At 62.3% G+C, this 12,306-nt stretch carries 11 protein-coding genes; 3 read left to right on the plus strand and 8 right to left on the minus strand.

The genetic code is table 11. The features are described 5' to 3' along the window. The first annotated feature begins 117 nt into the window (after positions 1–117). Positions 118–1,440: an ammonium transporter gene (locus AC0SZ7_RS26490; protein WP_475507151.1), complete on the plus strand. Its 1,323-nt coding sequence runs from the start codon at positions 118–120 to the stop codon at positions 1,438–1,440. A 286-nt stretch (positions 1,441–1,726) separates the two neighbouring features. On the opposite strand, the gene AC0SZ7_RS26495 is transcribed toward AC0SZ7_RS26490, so the two are convergent. Together AC0SZ7_RS26495 and AC0SZ7_RS26500 are read right to left on the minus strand one after the other, a co-directional pair. Beyond that, positions 1,727–2,218, minus strand: coding sequence for a hypothetical protein (locus AC0SZ7_RS26495; protein WP_475507152.1), 492 nt, complete (start codon positions 2,216–2,218; stop codon positions 1,727–1,729). A gap of 147 nt (positions 2,219–2,365) precedes the next feature. Further along, entirely contained in the window at positions 2,366–3,184 is an 819-nt protein-coding gene (locus tag AC0SZ7_RS26500; protein ID WP_475507153.1) for an NAD-dependent epimerase/dehydratase family protein, read from the minus strand. Positions 3,185–3,421: 237 nt separating this feature from the next. Here AC0SZ7_RS26500 and AC0SZ7_RS26505 point away from each other — a divergent pair, with 237 nt between their 5' ends. Then, a complete protein-coding gene (locus AC0SZ7_RS26505; RefSeq protein ID WP_475507154.1) occupies positions 3,422–4,729 on the plus strand; it encodes an MFS transporter in 1,308 nt (435 codons plus the stop codon). Between the two features lie 212 nt (positions 4,730–4,941). Here the strand turns inward: AC0SZ7_RS26505 and AC0SZ7_RS26510 are convergent, their stop codons facing one another. Beyond that, positions 4,942–5,979 (minus strand): LLM class flavin-dependent oxidoreductase, encoded by a 1,038-nt coding sequence (locus AC0SZ7_RS26510; protein WP_475507155.1) that lies wholly within the window; start codon positions 5,977–5,979, stop codon positions 4,942–4,944. A gap of 118 nt (positions 5,980–6,097) precedes the next feature. Continuing rightward, a complete protein-coding gene (locus tag AC0SZ7_RS26515) occupies positions 6,098–6,583 on the minus strand; it encodes a flavin reductase family protein (RefSeq protein ID WP_475507156.1) in 486 nt (161 codons plus the stop codon). 186 nt (positions 6,584–6,769) lie between these two features. Between AC0SZ7_RS26515 and AC0SZ7_RS26520 the strand changes: the two genes are divergently transcribed. Beyond that, complete coding sequence (locus AC0SZ7_RS26520) at positions 6,770–8,170, plus strand: purine-cytosine permease family protein (protein WP_475507157.1); 1,401 nt, start codon at positions 6,770–6,772, stop codon at positions 8,168–8,170. A 129-nt stretch (positions 8,171–8,299) separates the two neighbouring features. Here the strand turns inward: AC0SZ7_RS26520 and AC0SZ7_RS26525 are convergent, their stop codons facing one another. Genes AC0SZ7_RS26525 through AC0SZ7_RS26540 form a run of 4 tightly spaced genes read right to left on the minus strand, consistent with a single transcriptional unit; the run spans position 8,300 to position 12,236 of the window. Then, positions 8,300–9,451 carry an ABC transporter ATP-binding protein gene (locus tag AC0SZ7_RS26525; protein WP_475507158.1) on the minus strand — a complete coding sequence of 384 codons (1,152 nt, stop codon included), beginning with the start codon at positions 9,449–9,451 and terminating at the stop codon, positions 8,300–8,302. Further along, positions 9,448–10,269, minus strand: coding sequence for an ABC transporter permease (locus AC0SZ7_RS26530; protein WP_475507159.1), 822 nt, complete (start codon positions 10,267–10,269; stop codon positions 9,448–9,450). Before AC0SZ7_RS26530 ends, AC0SZ7_RS26525 begins: the two co-directional genes overlap by 4 nt. 6 nt (positions 10,270–10,275) lie before the next feature. Beyond that, entirely contained in the window at positions 10,276–11,226 is a 951-nt protein-coding gene (locus AC0SZ7_RS26535; protein ID WP_475507160.1) for an ABC transporter permease, read from the minus strand. Then, complete coding sequence (locus AC0SZ7_RS26540) at positions 11,211–12,236, minus strand: ABC transporter substrate-binding protein (protein WP_475507161.1); 1,026 nt, start codon at positions 12,234–12,236, stop codon at positions 11,211–11,213. The genes AC0SZ7_RS26535 and AC0SZ7_RS26540 overlap by 16 nt, the downstream gene beginning before the upstream one ends. Positions 12,237–12,306: the final 70 nt, after the last annotated feature.

The following is a 12,306-nucleotide window of genomic DNA, read 5'->3' on the forward strand; positions in this document are numbered from 1 at the left end:
CCGGTAGCAGCGGCCGCAGGCCGCGTCAGTGCGCCAATAAGAGGCCAATAAGGCCCGAGGTTTTCCCCACTTAGCTTGCTGCCAGACAACCTTCCATTCCTCGCAGGAGCTTCGAAAATGGTCAACCGTCTTCCCGGCATTTCCCTCCTCGCATTAACCCTTTTATCCCCTCTGGCCAACGCCGCCGACACCCCACCCCCGGTGCTCAACCTGGGCAGCACCGCCTGGATGATCACCGCCGCCGTGCTGGTGCTGTTCATGTGCCTGCCGGGCCTGGCGCTGTTCTATGGCGGCCTGGTGCGGGCGAAAAACATGCTGTCGCTGTTCACCCAATGCTTCGGCATCGCGGGCGTGGTGGGTGTTTTGTGGGTGATCTACGGCTACAGCATGGTGGTCGACACCACCAACATGGTCGACGGCCAAGTGACCTTCAACAGCTTCGTCGGCGGCCTGAGCCGGGTGTTCCTGGCCGGCATGAACGCTGACAGCATCGTCGGCGACATTCCCGAAGGCGTGTTCGTGACCTTCCAGATGACCTTCGCCATCATCACGCCGGCGTTGATCGCCGGCGCCTTCGCCGAGCGCATGAAATTCTCGGCAGCGCTGATCTTCATGGCAGTGTGGTTCACCCTGGTCTATGCGCCCATCGCCCACATGGTGTGGGGCGGGGCAGGGGCCTTGATGCACAACTGGGGCACCCTGGACTACGCCGGCGGCACCGCGGTGCACATCAACGCCGGCGTCGCGGCGCTTGCCGCGTGCATTTTGCTGGGCAAGCGCAAGGGTTACCCGCACACGCCCATGCCCGCGCATAACCTGAGCTTCACCATGGTCGGCGCGGCCATGCTGTGGGTGGGCTGGTTCGGTTTCAACATCGGTTCGGGCGGTGGCCTCAGCGGCCTGTCCGGCATCGTCATGATCAACACCCAGCTGGGCGCATGCGCCGGCATCATCGGCTGGATGTTCACCGAATGGTTCAAGGCCGGCCGCCCCAGCGCCCTGGGCCTTGCCAGCGGTGCCTTGGCTGGCCTGGTGGGCATCACGCCGGCATGCGCCTACGTGGGCACCGGCGGTGCGTTGGCCATCGGCTTGCTGTGCGGGGTTATCTGCTACCTGGGCGCCACCAGCCTGAAACGTCGCTTCGGCTACGACGATAGCCTTGACGTGTTCGGCCTGCACGGCATCGGCGGCATCGTCGGCGCGTTGCTCACCGGCGTGTTCTGCGTGCCGTCGTTGGGCGGGTACGTGCCGGACGTGACCATCGCCGGGCAACTGTGGGCGCAGTTCAAAGGCGTGGCGTTCACCTTCGTCTATTGCTTCGCGGTGAGCTGGATCATCCTGAAGGTGATCAAGGTGGTGATTGGCTTGCGGGCGGACGAGGCGACGGAGGAGTTGGGGTTGGATCTGGGTGAGCATAATGAGAGTGCTTACAATCACTGACATATTCGACGTGACGACTGTCGATTCGGAATTGACTCCGAGGGGGCGCTGATCAAGAATGTCAGCTGAGGGCTCACATAAGAGCAGGGGTACCAGGGCATCAGGCGAATTGGCTCGGTACTGCGGATGTGCGAAACGCGCCAGTTTCGCGGTAGCGGTAACTCACAGGCTTCGGCCAACCAGTTAGCACGTAACCCAGCTTCTTCGGAAGCTAGCTAAGCGAGCGCTGCGACTACCAGCCCTCCGTATTCAGCAAAAAGGCGCCTTGATGGCGCCTTTTTTCGTGTCAGGCTCTCACTACCGCAACTGCCCGGCCGTTGGTGGCTCGATTTCTATAAGCAGTCACCACGCTATAAAAGATCTCGTCCTCGTTGTGCAAATCCGGAAACGCTGCCAGTACGACACACCCTTTACGCCCCCTCAGTACGATCAGGCGATGGTGTCCAGCCATTTCATTGAACTCACAAACAACAATAGCTCCATCGACAATGACGTCGCTCACGAAACGCGGGACGTCGTAGATGCTGGGGTAACCGAAGCGTGCCAGGTCGTGACCTCGTTCTTGCCAGATATGCCGAATGCCGAAGCCTCTGTGCGGGCCGTAGTGGCGGCCCGCCCTTAGCAGGATGGGACCACCTGATTGCTGGAGCAATTGGCTGGTCACTACAACGGTTCCCCAATGTTGCTTGCTTGTCAGCGGGTGACAGAACGCATGGTCTTCGTGGTAATCAAAGCCATCAGGGACAGGCAGGGATTGGGGTGATCCGAAGCGAGACAATCGGCGATCCTTGTACGACTGGATCGCCATTTTGCCATAGGGATTTGGGTATTCAGGTCCAGGGGCTGCCTGGTGTTATTTCTGGACGTTTCCAAGCGTGCCGGAACCCCCGTAGCCGATGCCGTCAGGCTGCGGCTACGGTTTGTCTCAGTTGTCGCCGAATGGACCGGCCGCCACGAACGCGCCACCCTGGTAAACCATGGTCGGGTCATCGGCCGGCGGCATCGGCTGCGCTTCCACTTTGGCGCGGAACGGCTCGCTGCTGTCCTTGGGCTGGTAGCCCAGGTGCGCGGCATGGCGGTTGTCCCACCAGTTCGGGGTGTTATCCGAGGCGCCGTATACCACGGTGTGGCCGATGTTGTCGGTGTACAAACCGCGGGCGATCAGTTGGGTCAGGTCGTCGAAGCTCAACCAGGTGCTGAGCATGCGACGGTTCTGCGGTTCGGCAAACGAGGAGCCGATGCGGATGGTCAGGGTCTCGATGCCATAGCGGTCGAAATAGAAGCTGGCGGTGTCTTCGCCGTAGCACTTGCTCAGGCCGTAGTAGCTGTCCGGGCGGCGCGGGCTCTGGGCGTCCAGCACTTCGGTCTGCTTGTGGAAGCCGATGACGTGGTTGGAGCTGGCGAAAATCACCCGCTTCACGCCATGGCGGCGCGCCGCTTCGTAAATGTGGAACACACCGCAGATGTTGGCGCCGAGGATCTCCTCGAACGGCCGTTCTACCGACACGCCACCAAAATGCACGATGGCGTCCACGCCTTCCACCAGATGGTGCACCGCCTGTTTGTCGGAAAGGTCGCACAGCTGGAATTCTTCCGTCTGCTCATCCACGGCGCCAATGCTGGCGATGTCGGACAGGCGCAGCGTGCGGCAGAAAGGCTTGAGGCGTTGGCGCAATTCCTTGCCCAGGCCGCCGGCGGCACCGGTAAGCAGCAGGCGATTGACGGGTTTGCTTGGGGTGGTCATGGGCAGCTCGGCCTCTTGTAAATTATTGTTGGTTAGATGTCATCGTACAACTTGCGGTGAATTATTGGGAGCGCAGCCGGTCGCTGTCAATCGACGATGCGCGGAATCGGCATTGACACCCATTCGCCAGTATCGCTATAAGGTGGTTATACGACAACGTATGACTAAATGTGTCGATAGCGCGACTCCCTCCTGTGGATAACGCTCACCTAACAAAAATACAATCAAGGTGATGTGATGAAGATAAAAGGCATCCGTTGGTGGATGGTCGCCCTGGTCATGGGCGGCTTGATCGTCAACTACCTGGCCCGTAACACCCTGTCGGTCGCAGCGCCCACGATGATGAGCGAACTGACCATCTCCACCGAGCAATATTCCCACATCGTCGTCGCCTGGCAGATCTGCTACGCGCTGATGCAACCCATTGCCGGCTACATCCTCGATGCCATCGGCACCAAGATGGGCTTCGCGGTGTTCGCCGTCGCCTGGTCGCTGGCCTGCGCTGGCGCCGCCCTGGCAACCGGCTGGCAGAGCCTGGCATTCCTGCGCGGCCTGCTGGGCCTGACCGAAGCCGCTGGCCTGCCGGCCGGCGTAAAGGCTACCACCGAGTGGTTCCCGGCCAAGGAGCGCTCGGTCGCCATTGGCTGGTTCAACATCGGCTCCTCGGTGGGCGCGTTGCTGGCGCCGCCGCTGGTGGTGTGGGCCATCCTGCACAGCGGCTGGCAGTTGGCGTTCCTGATCGTCGGCGCCGCCGGCATCGTCTGGAGCGTGGGCTGGCTGTTCCTCTATAAACACCCGCGTGACCAGAAACGCCTCAGCGATGAAGAGCGCGAGTACATCCTCAGCGGCCAGGAAGCGCACTTCAAGGAAGAACCCAAGCAGCGCGGCAGCTGGAAAAAGATCGTCGCCAGCCGCAACTTCTACGCCATCGCCTCGGCGCGCATCCTTTCCGAGCCGGCCTGGCAGACCTTCAACGCCTGGATCCCGCTGTACCTGATGACCGAACGGCACATGAACATCAAGGAAATCGCGATGTTCGCCTGGCTGCCGTTCCTGGCCGCCGACCTGGGTTGCGTGCTGGGCGGCTACCTGAGCCCGATCTTCCACCGCTACTGCAAGGTGTCGCTGTTCACCTCGCGGAAAATGGTCATGCTGTTCGGCTGTTCATGCATGATCGGCCCGGCCTGCATCGGCCTGGTCGACAGCCCGTACATGGCCATTGCCCTGCTGTGCGTAGGCGGTTTCGCCCACCAGACCCTGTCGGGTGCGCTGTACGCCATTACCTCCGACTCGTTCGGCAAGAACGAAGTGGCCACCGCCACCGGTGCCGGCGGCATGTTCGGCTTCCTCGGCGCGGCAGCGTTCACTGCCGTGTTCGGCGTGCTGGTGACCCAAGTGGGCTACAGCCCGCTGTTCGTGGTGCTGGCGATATTCGACATCATCGCCGCGATCATCGTGTGGACAGTGGCGCGGGAAGTGGTGCGGATCAAGCCGGAGGCGGATGCGCCGGGCGTGGTGCAGGGTGGGGCGGTGGTGGGGTCTTGATTTCCTGAACCCCTGACGAGTCAGCGACTGTCGTGAAACAGCGTCGTCTGCATCGCGACTAAAGTCGGCTCCTACGCCGTACGTGGTAGGAGCCGGCCTTGGCCGCGATGCAGACGACGCGTTCGATGGCGCACAGCAACAATGTGGGAGCTGGCGTGCCCGCGAGTTTTTAGGGCCGCAACAGCTCGCTGGCAAGCCAGCTCCCACATGGGTTAGCGGAACGCCGGCACCACGTGGTCGATGAACAGCTTCAGCGACTTACGCTTTTCTTCATGCGGCAAGCTGTTGTCACACCAGAAGCTGAACTCATCCACCCCCAGTTCCTGGTAATACTTGATGCGTGCGACGATCTCTTCCGGCGTGCCGATCATGGTGTTCTTGCGGATGTTCTCCAGCTGGAACTCCGGGCGCTCGGCGAATTTTTCTTCCGGGCTTGGGTCGAGGAAGCCGTTTACCGGGGTGGTCTTGTTGCCGAACCAGGCATCGAAGGTGCGGTAGAAGCGCGAGATGGCCTTGGCGCCCACCTGCCAGCCGTCCGGGTCATCCTTGGCGTGCACGTGGGTGTGGCGCAGCACCATCAACTGCGGGCGGGGAATGCTCGGGTTATTGGCCAGCGCGGCTTCGAACTTGTTCTTCAGGTCCACCACTTCCTCGTCGCCTTTCATCAATGGCGTGACCATGACGTTGCAGCCGTTGGCCACGGCGAAGTTGTGCGAGTCAGGGTCGCGGGCGGCGATCCAGATCGGTGGCGTGCGCACCGGTTTCGGCACGCTGGTGGAGGTGGGGAATTTCCAGATTTCGCCGTCGTGGGCGTAGTCGCCTTCCCACAGTTTGCGCACCACCGGCACCATCTCCCGTAGGGCGTTGCCGCCGCTGCTGGCGGGCATGCCGCCGGCCATGCGGTCGAACTCCACCTGGTAGGCGCCGCGGGCCAGGCCCACTTCCATGCGGCCGTTGCTGATGACGTCCAGCAGGGCGCATTCACCGGCTACCCGCAGCGGGTGCCAGAACGGCGCGATGATGGTGCCGGCGCCCAGGTGAATGGTGGTGGTTTTACCGGCCAGGTACGCCAGCAGCGGCATCGGGCTTGGCGAAATGGTGTATTCCATGGCGTGGTGTTCGCCGATCCAGACGGTGCTGAAGCCGCCTTTTTCGGCCATCAGGGTGAGCTCGGTGAGGTCTTCGAACAGCTGCCGGTGGCTGACTTGCTCATCCCAGCGTTCCATATGCACGAACAGGGAAAACTTCATGACGCGTACCTCGGATCTTTTGTTTTTGGCCCGCCGTAAGCGGGCCTGATGCTGTGGGAGCGCTAGGCGCTGCGGTCGTATTATTGGTATACCATAATACCAATAATCTGCAATGTCTTTATGCGAAGGCGGGCAGTGCGCCCATCTTGCCGCGGCAGTACACCAGCGGGCTTGGGCCCTGCTCGGGGACGATGAGGTTTTTCACTGCACCAACCATGATGGCGTGGTCACCACCTTCGTATTCGCGCCACAGCTCGCACTCGATGATGGCCACCGCGCCCGCCAGCAGCGGGTTGCCCAACTCACTCAAGGTCCACTCGAGGCCGGCGGCCTTGTCGCGGCCCTTGCGCGCGAATGCGTAGGCTTCGGCCTGTTGCTGGCCCGACAGCAGGTGAATGGCGAAGCGCTTGTTCTTGATCAGCACAGGGTAGGAGTCGGAACTGTAGTTGGGGCAGAACAGCACCAGCGCCGGGTCCATGGACAGGGAGCTGAAGGCACTGGCAGTGAGGCCCACGACCTGGCCGTCGTCGTCCAGCGTGGTGATCACGGTCACGCCCGAAGGGAAGGAGCCCATGACGTTCTTGTAGACGGTGGCGTCGATCATTTCGTGTTCCTCGGTAGGCTGCGGCTGAATTGGTTTTATGCCGCTTTGTTGTCTGATGGTATGCCAAGTTTTAACTTGTGGAAAGCTTGGAATACCATAATATGGTCTTCGTTCGAGGGGGCGTCGATGAACGGCCCCCGAATTGCATTTCCATACAAAGACAAGAACAGAGAATCGAGTGCATCCATGTCCCAGAAGACCGAACAGACGCAACTGATCGAAAACCATACGGTGGATTACGTGCCGTTAGCTGAGCGCCATGGGAAGGCGCGCGATCTCTTTACCTTGTGGTTCAGCACCAATATCGCCCCCCTGCCGATTGTTACCGGGGCCATGGTGGTGCAGGTGTTCCACCTCAATTTGCTGTGGGGGCTGGTGGCGATTGTGCTTGGCCACATGATCGGCGGGGTGGTGATTGCCCTGGCCTCGGCCCAGGGCCCGCGCATGGGCATTCCGCAAATGGTGCAAAGCCGCGGGCAGTTCGGGCGCTACGGCGCGCTGCTGATCGTGTTCTTCGCGGCGATTATCTACGTGGGCTTCTTCATCTCCAATATCGTCTTGGCAGGTGAATCGATTCACGGCATCGTCAATGCCGTGCCGCTGCCCGCCGGCATCATTATCGGCGCGCTCAGCGCCACCGCCATCGGCGTGGTCGGCTACCGGTTTATCCACACCCTCAACCGCATTGGCACCTGGGTGATGGGCAGCGCGCTGCTGGCCGGCTTCGTGATGATCTTCAGTCATGACCTGCCGCTGGACTTCTTCAGCCGTGGCGCCTTCAACCTGTCGGGGTTTCTGGCCACGGTGTCGCTGGGCATCATTTGGCAGATCAGCTTCTCGCCCTACGTATCCGACTATTCGCGCTACCTGCCGGCGGATATCGGCATCGCCCGGCCGTTCCTGGCCACCTACGCGGGCGCGTGCCTGGGCACCATCCTGTCCTTCAGCTTTGGCGCCGTGGCGGTGCTGGCAACCCCCGAGGGCACCGAGGCCATGGCGGCGGTGAAGCAGGCCACAGGCGGCCTGGGCCCGGTGCTGATGGTGCTGTTCCTGCTGAACATCATCAGCCACAACGCCCTGAACCTGTATGGCGCCACGCTTTCCATCGTCACCTCGATCCAGACCTTCGCCGGCAGCTGGACGCCGAGCATCAAGGTGCGCGTGGTGTTGTCGGCCGCGGTACTCACAGGCTGCTGCTTCATGGCGCTGGGGGCTTCGTCTCACTTCATCTCGCACTTCATCGGGCTGATTCTGGCGCTGCTGCTGGTGCTGGTGCCGTGGGCGTCGATCAACCTGATCGACTTCTACCTGATCAAGCGCGGCAGCTATGACATTGCCTCGATATTCGCCGCCGATGGCGGGGTGTATGGGCGGTTTAACCCGCATGCGATCGTGGCGTATTTCATTGGCATTGTGGTGCAGCTGCCGTTCGCCAATACCTCGCTGTATGTGGGGCCGTGGGCGAACGTGATTGATGGGGTGGATTTGTCGTGGCTGGTGGGGTTGCTGGTGACTTGTCCGCTGTACTGGTGCCTGGCCACGCGCGGCCATCCGGCCCAGACCGCAAAACTCGCCTACACCAAATAACCCGTAGCAGCGGCCGCAGGCCGCGTCCCGGGCCTGCGCGGTTGGTGGGAGAGGGACGCGGCCTTTGGCCGCTGCTACAGGAAAAAAAAGGCGCCTTGAGGGGCGCCTTTTTTGTGGGTGGGATCAGGCTCAGTGCGCGCCAGCGGCCTTGTTCAGGTCACCTTCGGCCCACTCGGTATACACGCACGCATCGGCCGTGGCCCAGCGCACCCGCACCGCATCACCCGCTTTCAGCGGCATGCCGGCGGCGCTCAGGGCTTTCACGGTCATGGCGGTGCCGCTGGCGGTCACCACGCTGCAGGTCTGGCTTTCGCCCAGGAACAACACTTCGGTGACCTTCGCCGCCACCTCGTTCCAGCCCGCCTGCAACGGCTCGCGGGCCGCCTGTTCGACGCTCAGGGCCTGGGCCTTTTCCGGGCGGATCATCAGCAGCACGTCCTGGCCTTCGTGCAGGTTGGGCGTGAGGCGAATCGACAGCGCCTGGTTCTCGAAGCTGGCGGCGGCGTTGCCCTGGGCCTTCAGCTTGAGGAAGTTGGAATTGCCGAGGAACGATGCCACAAAGGCGTTCGGCGGGTTCTGGTACAGGTCATAACCCGTGCCCAGGCCGACGATCTTGCCGTGGCTGAAAATGGCGATGCGCTGGGACAGGCGCATGGCTTCTTCCTGGTCGTGGGTAACGTAGACGATGGTGATGCCCAGCCGCCGGTGCAACTGGCGCAGTTCGTCCTGCAGGTCTTCACGCAGCTTCTTGTCCAGCGCGCCCAGCGGCTCGTCCATCAACAGAATGCGCGGTTCGTACACCAGCGCGCGGGCGATGGCCACGCGCTGCTGCTGGCCGCCGGAAAGCTGAGAAGGGCGGCGGTGGGCGAACTGCTCCAGTTGCACCAGCTTGAGCATGGCGTCGACACGCTTGGCCACTTCGGCCGGTGCCAGTTTGCGAATGGCCAGCGGGAAGCCGATGTTGTCGCGTACCGACAGGTGCGGGAACAGCGAGTAGCGCTGGAACACCATGCCGATGTCGCGCTTGTGCGGCGGCACGTTCACCAGCGACTTGCCGTTGACCAGGATCTCGCCGCTGCTGGGTGTCTCGAAGCCGGCCAGCATCGACAGGGTGGTGCTCTTGCCCGAGCCGCTGGAGCCCAGGAAGGTCAGGAATTCACCGTCTTGGATGTCCAGGGAAATGTTATCCACAGCGGCGAAGTCGCCGTAATGCTTGTTCAGGTTGCACAGGCTGACCAGGGACTTGCCTGGTTGCGCGGAATCTTTGATCACGGCACTCATGAATTCACTCCCAGACGCATTTCGTTGCGCCGACGCAGGGCGGCGGCGATGACCATCACCATGACCGACAGGGCAATCAGCAACGTCGAGGCGACGGCGATCACCGGGGTCAGGTCCTGGCGCAAGGTGGTCCACATTTTTACCGGCAGGGTTTGCAGGGTGGGGCTAGCCATCATCACGCTCAGCACCACTTCATCCCACGACACCAAAAAGGCGAACAGGCCGCCGGCCACCATGCCCGGGCGGATGCCGGGGAAGGTCACCTTGAAGATCGCCTGCAGGCGCGAGGCGCCGCAGATCACCGCGGCATCCTCGATGGACTGGTCGAACAGTTTCAGCGAGTTGATGATGGAAATGATGGTGAACGGCAGCGCCACGATCACGTGGCTGACCACGAAGGCGAACAGCGTGCCGGTGTAGCCCAGCTTCAGGAACAGCGCATACACCGCCACGGCGATGATCACCAGCGGCACGATCATCGGCAGGGTGAACAGCCCGTAGAGCATTTCGCGGCCAGGGAACTTGCCGCGCACTAGGGCGAATGCGGTGGGCAGCCCCAATGCCACCGAGAAGAACGTGGTGAGTATCGCCACCTTCAGGCTCGACAGCGCCGCGTCCATCCAGTCGGCGTTGGAGAAGAACTGCACGTACCATTTCAGCGTCCAGCCCGGGGGCGGGAACACCAGCCACTGGGACGAGCCGAACGATAGCAGCACGATGAACACGATGGGCAGCAACAGGAACAGCGCGATGATGCCCGTGGTGGTGTACAGGCCGACACGCATGCGCGTGCTCATGGCATTGGGGGTCAGCAGCATGTCGGCTTACCTCGCGTTGCTGGAGCCGACCGGGCTTTCCGGTTGCAGCTTCAGGTAGAAGTAGAACAGCACCAGGGTGATGACGATCAGCAACGCCGCCGCCGCGCTGGCCAGGCCCCAGTTGAGGAACGACTGCACCTGCTGCACGATGAACTCGGGCAGCATCATGTTCTGCGCGCCGCCCAGCAGTGCCGGCGTCACGTAGTACCCCAGCGACATCACGAATACCATCAATGCCCCCGAGAACAGCCCCGAGCGGCACAGCGGCAGGAACACCTTGAAGAAGTTGGTCCAGGGGCTGGCGCCGCAGATCGAGCCGGCCTGCAGCACCATCGGGTCGATGGCCTGCATGGTGGCCTGCAACGGCAGCACGATGAACGGGATCATGATGTAGCTCATGCCGATGACCACGCCGGTTAGGTTGTGCACCATCTCCAGCGGCTGGTCGATGATGCCCATGGCCATCAGCGCCTTGTTGATCACCCCGCTGGCCTGCAACAGCACCAGCCAGGAATAGGTGCGCGCCAGCAGGCTGGTCCACATCGACAGCAGCACGATGTTCAGCAACCAGCGGCCCCAGCCGCGTGGCACCAGGGTAATCACCCAGGCCAGCGGAAAGCCCAGCAGCACGCTGAACAGGGTGACTAGCCCTGCCACCGAGAAGGTGTTGAACAGCACGCGGGCGTAGGCCGAGTTGGCGAACAGTTCCTGGTAGTTGCCCAGGCCCGGCACCGGCTCCAGCACGCCGCGCAGCAGCAGGCCGATCAGCGGCGCGAAGAAGAACAGGCCCAGGAACAGCAGGGCCGGCAGCAGGTTGCGGCTGCCGCGCCAGCGTTGCGCCAGGGTGGGGGTGTTTGCCATGGCTGTCGCCTTGCCGGGTGTGGCGCCGGCGGCGCTGGGAGCGCCGCCGTTGCCGTGACGGTGGGAAGCCGCCGTCATCTTCATTTGACCAGCCATTCGTTCCACCGTGTCGCAATAGCCGGGCCGTTTTTGGCCCAGTAGGCGAAGTCGAGGGTGATCTGATCCTTAGCGTAGGCAGTGGGCAGGTTCGGCGCGAGCTCGGGCTTGAGCAGGCTCACGCTGTCCTTGTTCACCGGAGCATAGGCGGTGAGGTTGGCGAAGTCCGCCTGGCCCTTGGCCGAGCTGGAATTGGCCAGGAACTTCATCGCCGCGTCCTTGTTTTTCGAGCCCTTGGGAATGACCAGGAAATCGGCCATGACCAGGTTCTGTTTCCAGCTCACGCCCACTGGCGCGCCGTCCTGTTGCAGGGCGTAAATGCGGCCGTTCCAGAACTGGCCGATGCTGGCTTCACCCGAGGCCAGCAGCTGCTGCGACTGCGCGCCGCCGCCCCACCAGACGATGTCTTTCTTGATGGTGTCGAGTTTCTTGAAAGCGCGGTCCAGGTCCAGCGGGTAGAGCTTGTCGGCAGGCACGCCGTCGGCCAGCAGGGCGAGTTCCAGCACGCCGGGGCTCGGCCATTTGTACAGGGCACGCTTGCCGGGGTAGGTCTTGGTGTCGAACAGCGCGGTCCAGTCCTGGGGCTTGCCGGCGCCCAGCTTGCCTTCGTTGTAGCCCAGCACGAAGGAGAAGTAGAACGAGCCCACGCCGTGGTCGCTGACGAAGCGCGAATCGAGTTTGTCGCGGTCGATGACCTTGAAGTCCAGCGGTTCCAGCAGGCCTTCGGCGGCGGCGCGCAGGGCGAAGTCAGCCTCTACGTCCACCACGTCCCACTGCACGTTGCCGCTGTCGACCATGGCCTTGAGCTTGCCGTAGTCGGTGGGGCCGTCCTGCACCACTTTGACATTGGCGGCCTTGCTGAAGGGTTCGGCCCATGCGGCTTTCTGGGCGTCCTGGGTGGTACCCCCCCAGCTGACGAAACTCATGCTGTCGGCGGCAAATGCAACGCTCGTGGATACGGCCAGAATGCCTGCGGCGAGAACCGCAGTAGCACCTTTGTTGAACACCATTTGTACGCCCTCATTTGTTGTGTTTTGAGCGGGCTGTAACAACGCCCGCCTTTCGGGAGCAGTGGGTCCA

The sequence above is a fragment of the Pseudomonas sp. JC1203 genome (assembly GCF_056175065.1).

Bases quoted from the DNA above. Each gene is read 5' to 3' on its own strand.
- AC0SZ7_RS26530 (WP_475507159.1), bottom strand. From the start codon at position 10,269: ATGCTGCTGACCCCCAATGCCATGAGCACGCGCATGCGTGTCGGCCTG.
- AC0SZ7_RS26510 (WP_475507155.1), bottom strand. From the start codon at position 5,979: ATGAAGTTTTCCCTGTTCGTGCATATGGAACGCTGGGATGAGCAAGTC.
- AC0SZ7_RS26515 (WP_475507156.1), bottom strand. From the start codon at position 6,583: ATGATCGACGCCACCGTCTACAAGAACGTCATGGGCTCCTTCCCTTCG.
- AC0SZ7_RS26490 (WP_475507151.1), top strand. From the start codon at position 118: ATGGTCAACCGTCTTCCCGGCATTTCCCTCCTCGCATTAACCCTTTTA.
- AC0SZ7_RS26525 (WP_475507158.1), bottom strand. From the start codon at position 9,451: ATGAGTGCCGTGATCAAAGATTCCGCGCAACCAGGCAAGTCCCTGGTC.
- AC0SZ7_RS26540 (WP_475507161.1), bottom strand. From the start codon at position 12,236: ATGGTGTTCAACAAAGGTGCTACTGCGGTTCTCGCCGCAGGCATTCTG.
- AC0SZ7_RS26500 (WP_475507153.1), bottom strand. From the start codon at position 3,184: ATGACCACCCCAAGCAAACCCGTCAATCGCCTGCTGCTTACCGGTGCC.
- AC0SZ7_RS26505 (WP_475507154.1), top strand. From the start codon at position 3,422: ATGAAGATAAAAGGCATCCGTTGGTGGATGGTCGCCCTGGTCATGGGC.
- AC0SZ7_RS26520 (WP_475507157.1), top strand. From the start codon at position 6,770: ATGTCCCAGAAGACCGAACAGACGCAACTGATCGAAAACCATACGGTG.
- AC0SZ7_RS26535 (WP_475507160.1), bottom strand. From the start codon at position 11,226: ATGGCTGGTCAAATGAAGATGACGGCGGCTTCCCACCGTCACGGCAAC.